Origin of the sequence: Bacillus cereus group sp. BfR-BA-01310, from assembly GCF_022664325.1 — a bacterium.
GTDB lineage: Bacteria > Bacillota > Bacilli > Bacillales > Bacillaceae_G > Bacillus_A > Bacillus_A paramycoides.
Window position 1 is genome coordinate 145,881 of record NZ_JAKUHD010000002.1, and the last position, 16,228, is coordinate 162,108.

Here is a 16,228-nt window from a genome sequence, read left to right on the forward strand (position 1 = left end):
AAAAACAAAAAAGTCCCTATGTCTACGATAGACATAGGGACGATTATTCACCGTGTTACCACCCAGCTTGCATAAATAGCATAGCTATTCATACCACTCTTAGCAATAATATCGATTGCTACTCCGCTTAGCATTACCTAAGATACTCCAGAGTGTAATTCACAAGTTTGTTTGTGCTAGGTTCCAGCAACCCCTAGCTCTCTCGATAACAGTGACAAACTGCTACTGGGCTCTTTCAACGTATTTCATATGTTAAATTATTAGCCATTATATTGAATTAAAAACAAATTGTCAACAATACCCAAATGTTATTTTAAAATAATTCATACGTTTTTAGTTCAAAGATTATTATATATCTTCTCCAATAATCCTTACTTCTCTCTCTAATTTCACACCGAATTTTTCTTCAACTGTTTTTTGTACGAAATGAATTAGATCGATATAATCTTGTGCAGTTCCGTTATCCACATTCACCATAAATCCAGCGTGTTTTAAAGAAACCTCTACACCGCCAATTCGCTTACCTTGCAATCCTGATTCTTGAATAAGCTTACCCGCAAAATTATTTGGTGGGCGCTTAAATACACTACCACATGAAGGATACTCTAACGGTTGTTTTGATTCACGCTTAAACGTTAAATCATCCATCTTTTCTTTAATCTCTTCACGCACACCTTCTTCAAGTTCAAACTTCGCTTCAAGAATAATGTAATGATTGTTCGCAAACACACTCTTACGATAGCCAAATCCAAATTCATCTTTCGTTAAAGTACGTAAGTCGCCATCACCCGTCATTACGACAGCTTCTGTCAATACAAATGCTACTTCACCGCCATACGCACCAGCATTCATATATAGCGCTCCGCCAACTGAACCTGGAATACCACAAGCAAACTCAAGTCCTGTTAAGCAATGGTCTAATGCAATTCGTGATACATCAATAATCGCTGCACCACATTGCGCAACAATTGTTGTCCCTGTTACAGTAACATTTGTAATATGAATTAAACTTACTGTAATCCCGCGAAGACCGCCATCTTTAATAATAACATTAGAGCCATTTCCTAAAAACGTAACTGGAATATTGTATTGATTTGCATACTTTATAACTTCTTGAATTTCATCATAATTCGTAGGAGCAACGAACACATCCGCTTTTCCTCCTACTTTAATATGCGTATGATTCTTTAACATTTCATCTTGCTTCACATGACCTTCAGGCAATACTGTACTTAAATATTTATAAACCTCTTGCATATTCATTTTACGATTCCTCTATTTCTATAATCTTTTTATCCCGCTATCTACGGGCCCATAATATCCCCACATAAAAAACGTACTACAATTAAAAAGCTCAAGTGGTAGATAAAGTGTACATAAAACACACCTATAAACCTCTTAAATTATAAGAGGTGCCACTCATATTAAAATATATATCGCATAATAAAGCAACCCAAATGGACTACTAAACTTGACATGTAACCATATAGACAATAATTTGTAAAATATATAGGTTTTTCAAAGCACTATCCTTCAGTATCTTACTATACCACACGAAAGAAAAGTGGTATTTTTTTGTAATCTTTACTTTATTTTCATCAATAAAAAAAAGAGCACATCCCACAGAATGTGCCCTTCTTATACTCTTTAATTTATTTTTCGTTCTCTTCTTTTTCTTTATCAAACCATAACAGTTCATCGTTATCAACTTCACCATTATAATTGATTAGAATCTCTTCTCCCGCTTTTATATCTTTATAAGCGAAGAAGTTAAACGTATGATTCTCGAAAACAATATCATACGTTGCATTCGGCGTATATGAATGATTAAATAACATGCCGTATCCTAAAAGGATTGCCGTATGATTTATCCCATACTCAAATGCGTAGTCAGCAAGTAATGTTTTCTCAATATGTTCATGCTGTTCATTCGGATAAGAGATAACTGGTGCTGCGTGTATCAACTCACCCTTTTTAATATCACGAGTTGCAAATACACCTCTATTAAATTCTCCATCACTAAGTTCAGAAGTCTTAACTTCAATCATATTCGTCACCTATATAATTCTTTCTTTGAAGTATTTTATCTCCTTAAGCTTGGCAGAAAACGAAGAGAAAAGCAATTAAATTCCTACCAAGTATTCGTTTAAATGAAAAAAGAGCACATCATTTGTGCTCTTTTAAAGCGAATTTGTTTTTCTAAAATATTTTCTAACGACTCCACTTGCTGATTAACCATATGTAACATCCTTTATGCTACTCTGTTCCTACACTTATACGTTTCGATTACTTCAGTTTAAATACTGCACTCACTGGGTTATGATCACTATTTTCAAACTTTAAATCTTTGCCTTGTACATTTACAATTTCGACATTAGGCGAAACGATAAAACCATCAATAATAGTGACGAAATTTTCACCTTCCACATATTTCTTCACATCATCCCTTACCGTCATAACAGAAGGGTCTACAGCCCATTGAAATCCTCCGTCCGCAAAGTCTTTTGGCAACTCTACTAACCATTCGGGACGCTCTTTTACAAACTTAGGATCACTTAATTGGACATTAGAAAGTAACTGGTTCCAATCTCCACCTAATATTACGTAATCACCATTTTGATAACATTTGTTCATATATTCTTTTAAATATTCTACTTGTTGCTTTCTAATTTTTCCGCCTTCATCATAAGCAGATAAATGTACGTTTACGAGCCTAACATACTTACCATTATTAACTGGGATTTTATGTTCGACAATTGCCCGATCTAAATCGAATAAACGCTTCGGCCAAGGCTCCATTCCTGGCAGTTGGAATCGTGTTGTTTTTTGAACTGTGTATTTAGAAAATGTACTTAGTCCTCCCTCAGCATATCCCATCGGTTTTGTGACCGGGACAGGAATCCACTTTGTATCATAATTCTTCCCAAACGTTGTAGCATAATCTGATAATCCTTGTTTCAAAAATTCATGCTCATTTATATCAAATGAGCGAAGAGATTTTTTATCAACTTCTTGTAACAATGTAAAATCACTATTCTCACTTTGTAAAAACGAAAGTATATTTTTTAAATTAGTCTCGGTTTGCTCCTTACTACTCGAACCAGAACCTTTTCCCCCGTCCATAAAGAAATCTTGATCCTTATCTAATCCAGCATATCCAATATTAAATGTTGTAACTTTAAATTCATTTCCTGGCTGTAATACGCGCTCTTTATTATTTTCAACCTTTACGTCTATAACGTCCGCCGGTCGCTCTTTTGTAAGTGTCATATACGCTAAAAAACCACCTAGAATGCCCGCCACTATCAAAATAAATATTAATACTATCTTTAAAAATTTCTTCAAAACAAATGACTCCTTTATTTATAAAATAACATTTAACTTTTCCGTATTTTCAGTTAAACGAAAGTACATTAAAGACACAAGAAATATCTTACCATAAGAAAAACTTAACATTAACATATTTATTGGCAATCCAAAATAATATTTAGTAAACTATAAATAGAACTTATAGGCGATGGAGTTCGCCATAACCGCTGCATAGCTAATGACTCCTACCAGTATGTACACTGGTAGGAGTCTATTTTTTTTTAGTAAACTATTAGAGAGGTGAAGAAATTGATATATATTATTGTTGGCATAGCTGGTATATTAGGTGTCCTTTCCCGTTATTATTTAGGCCTTACTATCGATATATTTTGGCATCATTCATTACCATTCGCTACATTAACGATTAACTTAATTGGCTGTTTCTTACTAGCTTGGTTGACCACTTATATTGCTCGGTTAAACATCTTACCTTCCGAAGTTATCACAGGGATTGGAACCGGCTTTATCGGTTCATTTACGACGTTTTCAACATTTAGCGTCGAAACTGTAAAACTAATCAATCATTCTGAGTTAGGTATCGCCTTTTTATATGTATTATGCAGCATGCTAGGTGGTCTACTTATGTCTGGACTCGGCTATAAACTTGGCAACCTTTCACTACAAAAACGCCTTGGGGAAGGTGGAAAATCATGATTAACGCTTTATTAGTAGCAGTCGGCGGATTCTTCGGTGCCATCACACGATTTGCGATTAGCAATTGGTTTAAAGAAAGAAACAAAACTTCATTTCCAATTGCTACATTTCTCATTAATATAACGGGAGCATTTTTACTCGGATATATAATTGGCAAAGGGATAACTACAAGTTGGCAATTATTATTAGGCACAGGATTCATGGGCGCCTTCACTACATTTTCAACATTTAAATTAGAGTCCATCCAGCTGCTTAATCGTAAAAACTTTTGCACCTTCTTTTTATATTTAAGTGCTGCTTATATAATCGGTATCACATTCGCATTCCTTGGGATGAAGTTAGGTGGAATATAAAAAAGAAAGCGACTCTTATCAGTCGCTTTCTTTCATAAAAAGTATGTTGCACCATAAGGAATTGAAAATAAACCGGCTGGATACACATTATAATGTACAATATGCATCGGATGCTGTGTATACGGCATATACTGACTCTGCATCATTTGCTCTATCTGTGCTTGTTGTTGCATTTGAATAGCCTGATGTACTGCTTGAATTGTCTCCTGTGCCCCGGCCAGTGTAATAGCCGGCCCTGCTTGTCTTCCAGTGTAAAAATAATGGTTCATCATTATTCAGCTCACTTTATATACAGAGTAAATTCCTTTTACATGTTATGTTTACATACGATGTGAGTGTTTTAAATTTACATAAAACATGTTTTTAGCCCAACCCATACATAAAACACCTTCATAGAGTATATAAATGCCCACCAATATATGAAAAGGAGTGAGAATATGAGTTTCTACGAACAACAACCTTTTACTCAAGATGACTATTATCGAGATCAACACTGGCATCCCCAGAATCCACTAAAACACCAAACAATCGCTATAATTGGTCCTGCTGTTTCTCACGGATTACGTGAAGCTGCTCATCTCGGCTATCAACATGCATTAACCGAAGCTGTTGCTATCGGCTACTTACTTGGAAGAGGTTACGATTATAATACCGCTTGGAAAACCGTTGAATCTTGGTGGAGACCACCAGGATCCCCGCTTCCTACTCCATATTAAAGTAAACAAAACATAAAAGACCGTAAAAAATACGGTCTTTTCAATTACATATAAAGTGAAAATTTAATCAGTGGGATTTTTGTTCATCCCTACTGATTATTAGCCCTCATCAATCGGGCTTTTACGGGCAGTTGATCTCCCACCTAACTCCTTTGCTTTACAGCCGAATTTTGAGGTGGGAGTCTTACTGCCCGTTAATGCGGGATAAAATTATACCTGTTTTTTTCTAAACATCGAGAAAATAGCTACAAACAATATCGCCATAACTCCACTAAAAGCAAACAAATAAGCTAATGGAATTAAGAAAAATGGTTCCACTAAGGTTCCATCCGGCTTCACTTCCGAACCAATTATATTAAACATAATTATACATAACACTCCTAAAAATATCGGACTAGACGCTAATAAATACTTTTTCTTCATCATAATTTCTCCTTTTCATACTCTAAAATATCACCTGGCTGACACTCTAAAACTTCACATATTTTCTCTAAACTTGAGAATTTAATTGCTTTTGCTTTTCCATTTTTTAATATCGAGACATTCGCCATTGTAATTCCTAATTTCTCAGATATCTCTGTCACGCTCATTTTTCTTTTCGCTAACATTACATCGAGATTTACTATAATTGTCATAACAGAACACCTCAAATCGTTAAGTCATTATCATCTTTTATTTCACTTGCTTTTCTAACTAAATGAGAAAGTAAGGAAGTAAAAATAGATATAACGACCGAGAAGAACAAAATAAGTAACAGAATAACTAAAATGCTCGTATGATAACTTCCCGCTACGAAAATATATAATAATGCTCCGATATATAAAACACCTTCAGTCATCGATAAGATGCTAATCGTCTTTAACCTATTCCCATTTTTTACAGTAAAAGCTTTGTCTGAACCAATGTCTGAACATATTCTCCATCCTAAAAATAAAGCGCTGAAAAATGGAATTCCCGTAATCCAAATGAACGTTACAAATGGCTCATATAGTCCCTTCAAACTTTCTGAAGCTAACAATACCGCTCTTCCCGTTTCTGGCCCAATATATATGCAGAACATTAAACCAAAACATCCGCAAAGTACGATAATCAACTTTAACCATAATGACAATTCTTTTTGTTTCACAAAATAACCTCCTGAACTAACAGTGTGTATCTATTACTGTTTTTTCAACTTTGAAGTAATAATTCCAAATAGCGACACTCCAATACCACTAAAGAATAGTAAATAACTTATTGGTACTAGAAAAAAGAACGGTTCTACAAGCAAACCATTTGCTGCTACTTTACTAGTTGTCGCATGAATTGTTAAACAAGTAGCCCCTAAAATCATTAAAGTCATAGCTACTAAATATTTACTTTTCATAATATACTCTCCTTTTCACTATGCTTGCTACCATCATAATAAATCCAACCACATTATAAGTCAACAACTATTTATCGTTTTACGATAAATAGTTGTTGTTTAACATAATAAAAAGACTATAGACAAATCGCTGTCTATAGCCTTATCACTCAATCATTTTGCTTCTAAATATGCCTTTTGGAACATACACATTCTTATCGCATTATGGTAAGTACCATCAACGAAAAACTCGTCTTGTAACTCACCTTCCACCATAAATCCAACCTTTTTATACACATGTACAGCCTTTTCATTCTCTTTATCGACAACTAAATATATCTTATGCATATTTAATACAGAAAAAGCGTAATCCATCGCTAAACGCGTTGCATCAGCTGCATAACCGTGTCCTTGATAATTAGGATCAATAATAATTTGAAATTCAGTTCTACGGTGAATATAATCAATTTCTACTAATTCGACCAATCCAACCATCTCATTATCTTTCTCAACGATAAACCGGCGTTCACTTTGATCATGTATATGTTTATCATATAAATCCTGCAGCTCCACAAATGCCTCATACGGTTCTTCAAACCAATAAGACATAATATGCGCGTTATTATTAAGTTCGTGTACAAACTTTAAATCTTCTCGTTCTAATGGACGTAACTTCAATTCCTGATTCATTCCTATAACCTCCAAATAAAAGAAACCTCTTCACTTAATTTCTCTATTTTTTTCGATTTCAAACGCCCTAATTACATTGTAAACCTTCAAGTTACTTGAAGGTCAAGACGTAAAAAGTAGTGCAAACTTATGCCTGCACTACTACTCTTTTCTTAAATCTCTCAAATTTGATATGTATAAAGCAATGACTAAAACAAGAATGGATCCTGCATATAATAACGTCTCAAACGGTTCATCATGAGATACAATAATTAATCGAATTAATGCCGTAATTCCGATATAAATAAAATAACGTAACGGGAAATGATAATTCGATTTAAAATACTTAATAATTAATGCGATAAACTCGAAGTATAAGAAGTAGACGATAATACTTTCAACTAGTTTGTAGGATGTATACTTCTTCGCTGAAAATATGTATTGAACAAATGTGATTGTCTCATTAATTAAAAAAATAGATAAGACAATGGATAATATGATTAGAGCAAAATTTAATATCCACTGTAAAACACTCGCAATAAAATGATCGATGTTAAATGATTTCATTTTCTCTTTAAACTCCCCTTCGTATAAGTACTTGTTCATTATAGCAAAATTATAATTGGAGATGGGTTAAATCATATTTTCGGCCTTTGTGACTTCCGTAGAATAGCTCTTAAAGAAATGGGATGTATACCTATTATTAAGCAAAATTGTTTATGATTCACTTGAAAAAATCGTCTCATGTTTTCCTCAACAATTCAGCCCGATTGTTGAATAGGATGACTCGCATTTTTTAAACAACTTTAAAAAGCCTTACTACACACAAATTGTAGTAAGGCTCTGACTATGTAAGATAAAGTGAAACTTTGATCAGTGGTTTTTTTCTTCACCGTTAATGTGGGATAAAAATTAAACTACTTTATTATCTCTATACAAATAGAGGTTAGCAAATAATGTTACTATAACCGTCAACCTTATTTTAACTTTCCTATTGATAGGTTCACACGATAATTCCCGTACTTTAATAGCCGTCCTAGAAAGTCATCCAATTCTTCATTGGAAGCAAAATGTGTTTTTAATAAATAGCACCCCTCACCACTTATACGGTGTACTTCAGAAATTCCTTCTTCTTTTTGAAAGAAATTCATAAACTCTTGATGATTAGCTGTTGTTACGAACAAAGTAACAAATGCAGTCACTACTTGTCCTAATTTGATTCGGTTTATTGCGATTGTATATTGTTCAATAATCCCTAAATCCTCTAATCTTCGAATTCGATTTCCTACAGCCTGCCCCGTCATATGTATTCTTTGACCAAGTTCTTTCCATTGTATTCTTGAGTTTTCTCCTAATAATTTCAGTATCTCAAAATCTGTTTGATCAATGATATAAACCAATCCTTTCACCGTGAAAGTGGAAAGCCAGAAAGTGTTTCGCCAACTTATTCTGCTTATCGATACAATTCACTATACTTAGTTTATCCTCTTACATCACATTATTTATCAGTTATATTTACTTATAACATAGAGGACGCAACAAAAAATACATCTAGATTTAAAGGAGGTTACAAATATGTTATTACAAGAAATTCTATCGTTCAATGAACAATTTGTAGAAAATAAGGAATACGCTCCTCGTGAAGCGACAAAAATGCCTGAAAAACGTATGGTTGTTGTTTCTTGCATGGATGCTCGTTTAATTGAGCTACTTCCAAAAGCTTTAGATATACACGATGGTGATGCAAAAGTTATCAGAAATGCAGGTGGTAAAATTGCTTCTCCTTTCGATAGTGTTATGCAAAGTGTTGTAGCATCAGTATATGATTTAAATGCAGATGAAATCTTCCTTATCGGACACCATAGATGTGGTGCGAGTCAAACTAATCCAAAAGGAACACTTCAAAAAATATTAGACCGTGGAGCAGCTTCACCAGAAATTTTATCAGCGATTGAATATGCTGGTGTTGACCTTGAAAAATGGTTATTTGGATTCGATGATGTCTGTGATTCAACTCAAGCTAATGTTGATTTAGTAAGAAATCATCCTCTTATTCCAAAAGATGTTCCTGTACATGGTTTAGTTATTGATCCTCACACAGGTAAATTAGATTTAGTAGTTGATGGATATAAAACATTAAATGGTATGAAAAATTAATTATTATTACTTAAATGGAAGGAAGTTATTAGATATGAATAGACAAGAAGCTACGCAAAAAATTATGGAAGCAAAAATAAAAAAAGGTTTAACATGGGAAGAAATTTCAAAAGTAAGTGAAAACTCTGAGACTTGGGTTGTAACAGCGTTATTAGGACAAGCTACAATGACACGTTCAGAAGCAGAAAAAATCGGTAAACTATTAGAATTAGATGAAGAAGTAGTTCAAGCATTAACAGTAGTTCCACTTAGAGGTCAAGTAATGCAAATGCCTCCTACTGACCCAATCTTATATCGATTGTATGAAATGATGTTACAATACGCACCAACTCTTAGAGAATTAATCCTAGAAAAAGCTGGTGAAGGTGTAATGAGTGCAATTAACTTCAATCTAGGTGTGGACACACAAGAAGATCCAAAAGGTGGTGATCCTCGTATCGTTATTACACTTAACGGGAAATTCTTACCATTCCGCACATGGTGATTAATTAAAAATCTATCTATATAATTAAAACAATTTTATAGACTTAAAAAATCCATCCTTTTTAATCTAACTGTATAAAAAGGATGGATTTTTACTATGAGATTCTTTTTATACAAGGGAGAATAATATGAATAAAAAATACTTCGATACGAGCTTTAGTATTCTACAGTGGTTGGTGTTTTTATTAGCAAATGCAATTGCATTGCCTATCATTATTGGTGGTATATTCCGTTTATCAATAGAAGATATCTCAACATTAATGCAGCGAACTTTTTTAGTTGTGGGAGTAAGTTCATTTATACAAGCATGGTTTGGGCATCGCTATCCCATTGCGGATGGTCCAGCCGGTTCATGGGTAAGTATATTTGTCATACTTGGACAAGTAGCTATGCATCAAGGGCAAAGTGCAAAAGATGTGTTACAACTCTTAGAAGGTGGATTAATTATTGCAGGTATATTACTCTTCGTTCTTGGTATAGCAGGACTTGTGCATCGAATTTTACGTTTATTTACACCTTTGGTTACTGGAACTTTTCTTTTAATTTTAGCTCTTCAACTTAGTGGTGTGTTACTAAAAGGAATGATGGGATTACAAGGAACTGCAAATCATCCTGATTATACAACAGCTACTATTGCACTCTTTGTTTTTGTCATTATTACTTTCTTATCAATTAAAGAGAAAGGATGGATGAAAAGTTACGCTGTGTTACTTGGAATTTCATGCGGTTGGCTTTTGTATGCTTTATTAGGAAAATCGTCTCATATGCCTTCTCATACATCGTTAGTTAAGTTACCAGAGCTATTTGCTTGGGGCACACCTAAATTCGATATTGGAATGACTCTAACTGCAACTTTATTTACATTTCTTTTAGTTGCAAATACGATTGCTGCTATTTCAGCTGTAAAACAAGTGGCTCCGTTATCTAAAGAAAATGAAAAGCAAACACTGAACCGTGGTATATGGGTCGGAGGTATATCACATATTATCTCGTCGTTATTCTCTACAATTGGAATTGTACCATTACCTGCATCAGCAGGATTTATTCAACTAACAGGACAAAGAAAAGTAAAGTCGTTCCTTATAGCAAGCCTCATATTAGCAGGGTTTTCTTTTATTCCCTCAATTGTAAACTTTATATCCTTGCTACCAGGCCCTATTGCTAATGCCGCACTTCTAGCAACATTTGTCCAAATGATAGGAATTTCATTTCAATCGATTTTACGTGAAGAATTAAACCAACGTCGATTAACTATATTAGGAATTACATTATTAATCAGTTTGGGAATAATGTTCCTTCCAGAAAGTGCATTTAACGGTATTCCTTCTTCCTTACAATATGTTTTAAGTAATGGATTACTCGTAGGTACTATGATTGTCATTCTACTGGAACAGTTTTGGAAAGAGTAAAGTATTTATATGCTTATTTATAAAAAGGAGTATTAGATGGATTTAATAGTGGATTAAAAAGATAATATTCATATTTCTCTTTTTAATTATTGTTACCATACCAATTTCATCGTTTTTATACATTCATCTATATAAAAAGAAACTAGATAAAAATACTAGTTTCTTTTTATTTTTTATAAATATGAAAAAATTTTAGGAATTAGTTTATCTTTTTTTAATGATTTATTTAGAGGGAGTTTATACTCAGGGATTAACATAATAAACGTAGTAATTAAGTTCATTGATTCAATCTGAGTCTTGTCATATATAGCTTATAACAAAAAATCAGAAAGACGAACTGCTACTATAATCGCAAACCGTACTACTTTAAACCAAGTGAATAACACAAAAATCATAAAATGAGGAGACGATAAAAAATGAACAAAAAAACTAAAGCACTATCATCAATACTGCTCGGATTCACATTAGCATTAACAGGGTGTGCTGGTACTAAAGCCGAAGAAACTCATAGTAAACAAAAACAAGAACAAGCTGCTAAAGAGACAAAAAAGGAAAATAAGTTAACTAAAGGACAAAAAATGGCTAACATTCTTAGCGATACAAACTGGCAGGGTACAAGAGTGTATGACAAAGATAAAAATGACTTAACAAATGAGAATGCAAACTTCATCGGCCTTGCAAAGTATGATGCGAAGTCAGGAAGATATGAATTTTTTGATGCTAAGACAGGTGCAAGTCGTGGCGATAAAGGCACTTTCTTTGTCACAAATGATGGGAAGAAGAGAATATTAATTTCAGAATCAATGAAGTATCAAGCTGTTGTTGACATGACAAAACTAAATAAAAATGTATTTACTTATAAAAGAATGGGGAAAGATGCTAACGGTAAAGATGTAGAAGTCTTCGTTGAGCATGTTCCGTATAAAGAAAAAGAACTTTCTTTCACTGATCCGGACAAGCAGCTGAACACTACTACAGGAGATATTGTTAAAAACGTTGATGGAGATAAAATTTTAGGCGATACCCTTTGGCACGGAACAAAAGTGTTAGATGAAGCTGGTAATGATGTAACACAGTTTAATTCGAATTTTATAAGTCTAGCAAAATTTGATGACAAGTCTAGTAAATATGAGTTCTTCAATGCTGAAACAGGTCAAAGCCGCGGTGATTATGGCTACTTCGATGTTGTACACGAAAATAAAATAAGAGCCCATGTTTCAATTGGAAATAATAAATATGGTGCCGCTCTTGAACTTACTGAACTGAATAATAATAAATTTACGTATAAAAGAACCGGTAAAGACCCAGCTGGTAAAGACATAACTGTATTCGTTGAGCATGAACCATATAAAGGTGATATTAAACCACAATTTAGTTTTTAATAAAGTTTGATTAAAAATCCTGTACTGAGCTGCAGGATTTTTCTTATTAATTCACTTTTATATTCGAAACATAAATCAGCCGTAAACTAAAAGAAGCATAAGTTGGCCGCAGTTGAAAGCATAAGTTAACCAGAAAACACTTATTTTTGTAGGCGATTATCTAATTTTTCAACGGAATTGGAAGCATAAATTGGCCGTGAGTTAATTATTAACCCATAAGCTTGCCGTGTATTTTATTAATGTAACTTTGGAATAATGTTTGGTCAAATTGATACTAATAACCTTAATAAACGAGCAAGTGGAACTGACGATTCCGTTAGTTAATAGGTCACTTTGCTCTTTTGATATGCTTTCTTTACCCGTTCAATTTGAGCAAGGTGTCCTTGTATATGTTGAAGATCTTTCAATTGAAAATAACCTATAAATCATTTATTAATAAAGATGTTCTTTGGCAGGTTTATCCAAATATATATAGAAAGTATGAAAAAATAAATTTTAATCTGACCAAAGGAGATGAAGAAATTGTTTAAAAAAGTCGGTATAGGAGTATTTTCTACAGCAATTGTATTAAGTGCCAGTATAGGTTTTTCAGGTATTGTATCAGCAGATAGTCCATCTGCAAATGAACAAGTTAAGAATGGAGATTTTGAGGATGGGCTAAATAACTGGATTTTATCTAATCCTAATTCTTCTACCGAGAATATCGGCACTTCTGAACCAGGCAATCATTATCTGAAATTAATACATGCAGACACAGCCTATCAACTTGTTACTGTAAAGCCGAATACAGAATATACATTAACATTTGATATAGCGGGAAGTATAGTTTCTCCATCAGAAGTAACAGTAGGTAATCTGAATGCCAATCAAGAAATCGTTCCATTAACAAAGAAGCAGTATACAGGATTTAAGCCCGAACATCATGAGATGAAGTTTAAAACAGGGGATGTGTCAAACTTTGCTGTCAAACTTGCTTCTACGGCAAATGGGAGGGTTAAGTTTGATAATGTACAATTAAAGGAAAAGGAGAAATCTTATATTTTAAATATTGATTTTGACCACAATTCAAGTTTAGAACCTTTTCAACCATATGGCGATATAAATTACAATATTGAAGAGCATGCAGGAGTAAATAATTCTAAAGGACTTCATATAAGTGGAGGATACGGTGCATTTATAGGGGACGTAACTTTGAAGCCTAATACTACATACATACTGTCCGCATCTGGAAAAGTAATGACTCCTGGTAATAAAAGCTTAGTGGTAGGAGCACTGTCTCCTGGGGGAAAAGACACACCTCATATGCTTTTTACTTCCTCACAGTATGAACAAAAATCGGTTGAATTTACTACTCTAAATACTAATGATCCATATACATTCTTCTTACAAATTAATGGAAGTGTAATCGGTGATGCCTATCTTGATGATATCGTACTAGTTGAAAAGTAGCCATAACAAAAAATATATTTCTATCATTGACACATGAAAACAATTCTAGAAATGAGCCGCCATATGCCCATCGACTTGAGAATTTTATAACGCCCCAAAAACGAAAAAAATGTACATTTTTTTCGTTTTGGGGTATTTGCTATTCTTAGATTGATGGTGATGTGATGCTATCCCTAAAAGTTGCGACTTTATTTAAAGGCGACATTAAAAATATTCTTCAAATCCTAGAAGCATAAGTTGGCCGTAAACTAAAAGAAGCATAAGTTGACCAAAACGGCCATCTTATGCTTCCTGTTATATACAAAATAAAAAAACCACCAAATATGTATTGGTGGAGACGGTGGGAGTCGAACCCACGTCTCCATAACATTGATTTAATAAACTTTAAAAGACCTTATATAAATTTTGACTATAATTTTGACTATATTTTATAAAAATATGTTGTGGGGGCAGTACTTAAAGAAGATGACACATTAGTTGTAACAGAAGATACAACAATGGGAGGGTCCTTCTTAACTACTTTATTAGCAGTAGCTGAAATGTTACGCTGTTCCCAAGCATTTGTGAAAAGAGCCAAGAATTGAATCCTCCTTAGCTCTTTTCTAACACTATTATTTACCTAAAAGACTGATAAATTTGCTTAGTTCTTCTTTGGCTTCATCAGTTGTCCCGTTCAACTCGTTCAAAAGCTCAAACAAGTTATCATATGAATTCGCAATTTCTGCTTTAACTTCGGTCAACTCTTGAGCCACTTGTGAAAGTGGAATAACTACTTCTTCTTCAAACGTGTCGACATAACGTGGAATGTTCAAATTGTAATCATTTTCTTTGATTTCATCCAAAGATGCCACATGAGCATATTTCTCAACGTCTTCACGGTTACAGTAAGTTTCGATAATTTTGTTGATGTTTTCAGGAGAGAGTTTGTTTTGGTTCTTGCCTTTTTCAAACTCATTTGAAGCATCGATAAACAAAATATCTTTATTCTTGCGAGCTTCACGACCTTTGAACACTAGCACACATGTTGGGATGCTTGTCCCATAGAACAAGTTAGCTGGCAATCCAATAACCGTATCTAACAGATTGTTGTCGATGATATTCTTACGGATTTTACCTTCAGACGCACCACGGAAGAGTACACCATGTGGCAACACGATAGCCATTGTTCCAGCTTTATCTAAGTGGTACAGTCCATGAAGAACAAAGGCATAATCTGCCTTAGATGCAGGTGCTACACCAAAACCCTTGAAACGTGTGTCTTTTTCTCGATCAACGTCTTTTGTATTCCAATTTTGGGAATATGGGGGGTTACTCACGACCGCGTCGAACTTCAAAGGAATTTGTGTGCCATCTTTTTCAGCAAATGGCCAGTCAGCATCAAGTGTATCTGCGCGTTTCAACTCCATATTGCGATAGTTAACACCATGCATCATCAAGTTCATGCGAGCCAAGTTATAAGTCGTCGTATTCAACTCTTGACCGTAAAACTCAACGCTTCCTTCTTCATCACCATTTGGCAATTCTTTTTGAACTGTCAAAAGAAGTGACCCTGATCCCATTGTAGGGTCATATACACGGAATTGATCGCCAGTACCATCTGCAGCAATCGTGACAATTTTTGCTAGTATTTGACTAACTTCATGAGGTGTGTAATATTCGCCACCCTTTTTACCAGCATTGGCAGCAAACTGCCCAATCAAATACTCGTAAACGTCCCCCAAAATGTCACGTCCTGAATCGTCTTTGAAAGTAAATTCGTTAATCATCAAAACGATATCATTCAAAGCCTTCGCACGTTCATTTGTACTTGAGCCAAGACGTGTGTCCCCAAGGTTAACATCTGAGAATACGTTAGCAAAGTCAGCTTCTGCGACTGCGTTACGTTTGGCATTTGTATTGAATGAGTCAAACATGTCTTGGAAGTCACTAGCTTTGATTTTGTGATTTTCAATTTTTGATACGATTTTGTCCCACGTGTAGGCTGGGTCAATCGCATATCCGATACCTTTACTGATTTCTTCAAGGTAATCTTCTTTTTCTGTGTCATCTTTCACTTCGTAGAACTCTTCTAAACCATTGTCTCTCAAGTATTCATCTTGATTTTCTGATAAGTAACGATAGAACATAAATGGCAAAATATAGTTTTTGTACTCACTTGCATCCATTGTCCCACGCAGTTTGTTAGCCATTTCCCATAGCTTTGATGTAATATCTGTTGCATTACTCATTTGTGTAGTCTCCT

General features: G+C 34.2%; 21 protein-coding genes, 1 riboswitch and 1 other annotated feature. Of the genes, 8 read left to right on the top strand and 13 right to left on the bottom strand.

What is annotated here, in order from left to right:
• Positions 1-32: 32 nt before the first annotated feature.
• Positions 33-248, bottom strand: a binding site (T-box leader).
• Positions 249-348: 100 nt separating this feature from the next.
• The 3 genes from murB to MR109_RS05865 form a co-directional block, all read right to left on the bottom strand.
• Complete coding sequence (gene murB, locus MR109_RS05855; protein WP_002174142.1) at positions 349-1,263, bottom strand: UDP-N-acetylmuramate dehydrogenase; 915 nt, start codon at positions 1,261-1,263, stop codon at positions 349-351.
• Between the two features lie 389 nt (positions 1,264-1,652).
• Entirely contained in the window at positions 1,653-2,048 is a 396-nt protein-coding gene (locus MR109_RS05860) for an SET domain-containing protein (protein ID WP_025148250.1), read from the bottom strand.
• A gap of 238 nt (positions 2,049-2,286) precedes the next feature.
• Positions 2,287-3,345, bottom strand: a complete 1,059-nt coding sequence (locus MR109_RS05865) for an endonuclease/exonuclease/phosphatase family protein (protein ID WP_242271277.1) — start codon at positions 3,343-3,345, stop codon at positions 2,287-2,289.
• Positions 3,346-3,504: 159 nt separating this feature from the next.
• Positions 3,505-3,564, top strand: a riboswitch (Fluoride riboswitch).
• 54 nt (positions 3,565-3,618) lie between these two features.
• On the opposite strand from MR109_RS05865, the gene crcB (MR109_RS05870) reads away from it, so the two are divergent.
• Together crcB (MR109_RS05870) and crcB (MR109_RS05875) are read left to right on the top strand one after the other, a co-directional pair.
• Positions 3,619-4,023 (top strand): fluoride efflux transporter CrcB, encoded by a 405-nt coding sequence (gene crcB, locus MR109_RS05870; RefSeq protein WP_242271278.1) that lies wholly within the window; start codon positions 3,619-3,621, stop codon positions 4,021-4,023.
• Positions 4,020-4,376 (top strand): fluoride efflux transporter CrcB, encoded by a 357-nt coding sequence (gene crcB, locus MR109_RS05875; RefSeq protein ID WP_242271279.1) that lies wholly within the window; start codon positions 4,020-4,022, stop codon positions 4,374-4,376. Before crcB (MR109_RS05870) ends, crcB (MR109_RS05875) begins: the two co-directional genes overlap by 4 nt.
• 32 nt (positions 4,377-4,408) lie before the next feature.
• Here crcB (MR109_RS05875) and MR109_RS05880 read toward each other — a convergent pair whose 3' ends face one another.
• Complete coding sequence (locus MR109_RS05880; protein ID WP_002174147.1) at positions 4,409-4,648, bottom strand: DUF3947 family protein; 240 nt, start codon at positions 4,646-4,648, stop codon at positions 4,409-4,411.
• Between the two features lie 147 nt (positions 4,649-4,795).
• On the opposite strand from MR109_RS05880, the gene MR109_RS05885 reads away from it, so the two are divergent.
• The gene (locus MR109_RS05885; RefSeq protein ID WP_242271280.1) at positions 4,796-5,092 is read left to right on the top strand and encodes a hypothetical protein; all 297 of its coding nucleotides are present in this window, start codon (positions 4,796-4,798) and stop codon (positions 5,090-5,092) included.
• A gap of 210 nt (positions 5,093-5,302) precedes the next feature.
• Here the strand turns inward: MR109_RS05885 and MR109_RS05890 are convergent, their stop codons facing one another.
• The 7 genes from MR109_RS05890 to MR109_RS05920 all read right to left on the bottom strand — a co-directional run bounded on the left by MR109_RS05890 (position 5,303) and on the right by MR109_RS05920 (position 8,515).
• Positions 5,303-5,515, bottom strand: a complete 213-nt coding sequence (locus tag MR109_RS05890) for a DUF3955 domain-containing protein (protein ID WP_033719598.1) — start codon at positions 5,513-5,515, stop codon at positions 5,303-5,305.
• Positions 5,515-5,727 carry a helix-turn-helix domain-containing protein gene (locus MR109_RS05895; protein ID WP_242271281.1) on the bottom strand — a complete coding sequence of 71 codons (213 nt, stop codon included), beginning with the start codon at positions 5,725-5,727 and terminating at the stop codon, positions 5,515-5,517. Before MR109_RS05895 ends, MR109_RS05890 begins: the two co-directional genes overlap by 1 nt.
• 11 nt (positions 5,728-5,738) lie before the next feature.
• The gene (locus tag MR109_RS05900) at positions 5,739-6,218 is read right to left on the bottom strand and encodes a DUF2975 domain-containing protein (RefSeq protein WP_242271282.1); all 480 of its coding nucleotides are present in this window, start codon (positions 6,216-6,218) and stop codon (positions 5,739-5,741) included.
• Positions 6,219-6,251: 33 nt separating this feature from the next.
• Positions 6,252-6,458, bottom strand: coding sequence for a DUF3955 domain-containing protein (locus MR109_RS05905; RefSeq protein ID WP_242271283.1), 207 nt, complete (start codon positions 6,456-6,458; stop codon positions 6,252-6,254).
• A 153-nt stretch (positions 6,459-6,611) separates the two neighbouring features.
• Entirely contained in the window at positions 6,612-7,127 is a 516-nt protein-coding gene (gene speG, locus MR109_RS05910) for a spermidine N1-acetyltransferase (protein WP_242271284.1), read from the bottom strand.
• 141 nt (positions 7,128-7,268) lie between these two features.
• Entirely contained in the window at positions 7,269-7,673 is a 405-nt protein-coding gene (gene psiE / locus MR109_RS05915) for a phosphate-starvation-inducible protein PsiE (protein WP_048370338.1), read from the bottom strand.
• 410 nt (positions 7,674-8,083) lie between these two features.
• A complete protein-coding gene (locus tag MR109_RS05920) occupies positions 8,084-8,515 on the bottom strand; it encodes an Lrp/AsnC family transcriptional regulator (RefSeq protein WP_242271285.1) in 432 nt (143 codons plus the stop codon).
• Positions 8,516-8,681: 166 nt separating this feature from the next.
• Here MR109_RS05920 and MR109_RS05925 point away from each other — a divergent pair, with 166 nt between their 5' ends.
• The 5 genes from MR109_RS05925 (at position 8,682) to MR109_RS05945 (ending at position 13,986) form a co-directional block, all read left to right on the top strand.
• Entirely contained in the window at positions 8,682-9,263 is a 582-nt protein-coding gene (locus MR109_RS05925; RefSeq protein WP_242271286.1) for a beta-class carbonic anhydrase, read from the top strand.
• 34 nt (positions 9,264-9,297) lie between these two features.
• Positions 9,298-9,747, top strand: a complete 450-nt coding sequence (gene cynS / locus MR109_RS05930; RefSeq protein ID WP_098474169.1) for a cyanase — start codon at positions 9,298-9,300, stop codon at positions 9,745-9,747.
• A 127-nt stretch (positions 9,748-9,874) separates the two neighbouring features.
• The gene (locus tag MR109_RS05935; RefSeq protein ID WP_242271287.1) at positions 9,875-11,155 is read left to right on the top strand and encodes a purine/pyrimidine permease; all 1,281 of its coding nucleotides are present in this window, start codon (positions 9,875-9,877) and stop codon (positions 11,153-11,155) included.
• Between the two features lie 416 nt (positions 11,156-11,571).
• Positions 11,572-12,537, top strand: coding sequence for a DUF4822 domain-containing protein (locus MR109_RS05940; protein WP_242271288.1), 966 nt, complete (start codon positions 11,572-11,574; stop codon positions 12,535-12,537).
• A gap of 522 nt (positions 12,538-13,059) precedes the next feature.
• Positions 13,060-13,986, top strand: a complete 927-nt coding sequence (locus MR109_RS05945; protein WP_242271289.1) for a carbohydrate binding domain-containing protein — start codon at positions 13,060-13,062, stop codon at positions 13,984-13,986.
• A gap of 421 nt (positions 13,987-14,407) precedes the next feature.
• On the opposite strand, the gene MR109_RS05950 is transcribed toward MR109_RS05945, so the two are convergent.
• Together MR109_RS05950 and MR109_RS05955 are read right to left on the bottom strand one after the other, a co-directional pair.
• Positions 14,408-14,563 carry a hypothetical protein gene (locus MR109_RS05950; RefSeq protein ID WP_242271290.1) on the bottom strand — a complete coding sequence of 52 codons (156 nt, stop codon included), beginning with the start codon at positions 14,561-14,563 and terminating at the stop codon, positions 14,408-14,410.
• Positions 14,564-14,597: 34 nt separating this feature from the next.
• Positions 14,598-16,214, bottom strand: coding sequence for a type I restriction-modification system subunit M (locus MR109_RS05955; RefSeq protein ID WP_242271291.1), 1,617 nt, complete (start codon positions 16,212-16,214; stop codon positions 14,598-14,600).
• Between the last annotated feature and the right edge of the window lie 14 nt (positions 16,215-16,228).

Coding starts and splice junctions, on each gene's coding strand:
- murB (WP_002174142.1), bottom strand. CDS start 1,263: ATGAATATGCAAGAGGTTTATAAATATTTAAGTACAGTATTGCCTGAA.
- MR109_RS05860 (WP_025148250.1), bottom strand. CDS start 2,048: ATGATTGAAGTTAAGACTTCTGAACTTAGTGATGGAGAATTTAATAGA.
- crcB (WP_242271279.1), top strand. CDS start 4,020: ATGATTAACGCTTTATTAGTAGCAGTCGGCGGATTCTTCGGTGCCATC.
- MR109_RS05880 (WP_002174147.1), bottom strand. CDS start 4,648: ATGATGAACCATTATTTTTACACTGGAAGACAAGCAGGGCCGGCTATT.
- MR109_RS05885 (WP_242271280.1), top strand. CDS start 4,796: ATGAAAAGGAGTGAGAATATGAGTTTCTACGAACAACAACCTTTTACT.
- MR109_RS05890 (WP_033719598.1), bottom strand. CDS start 5,515: ATGAAGAAAAAGTATTTATTAGCGTCTAGTCCGATATTTTTAGGAGTG.
- MR109_RS05895 (WP_242271281.1), bottom strand. CDS start 5,727: ATGACAATTATAGTAAATCTCGATGTAATGTTAGCGAAAAGAAAAATG.
- MR109_RS05905 (WP_242271283.1), bottom strand. CDS start 6,458: ATGAAAAGTAAATATTTAGTAGCTATGACTTTAATGATTTTAGGGGCT.
- speG (WP_242271284.1), bottom strand. CDS start 7,127: ATGAATCAGGAATTGAAGTTACGTCCATTAGAACGAGAAGATTTAAAG.
- psiE (WP_048370338.1), bottom strand. CDS start 7,673: ATGAAATCATTTAACATCGATCATTTTATTGCGAGTGTTTTACAGTGG.
- MR109_RS05925 (WP_242271286.1), top strand. CDS start 8,682: ATGTTATTACAAGAAATTCTATCGTTCAATGAACAATTTGTAGAAAAT.
- cynS (WP_098474169.1), top strand. CDS start 9,298: ATGAATAGACAAGAAGCTACGCAAAAAATTATGGAAGCAAAAATAAAA.
- MR109_RS05935 (WP_242271287.1), top strand. CDS start 9,875: ATGAATAAAAAATACTTCGATACGAGCTTTAGTATTCTACAGTGGTTG.
- MR109_RS05940 (WP_242271288.1), top strand. CDS start 11,572: ATGAACAAAAAAACTAAAGCACTATCATCAATACTGCTCGGATTCACA.
- MR109_RS05955 (WP_242271291.1), bottom strand. CDS start 16,214: ATGAGTAATGCAACAGATATTACATCAAAGCTATGGGAAATGGCTAAC.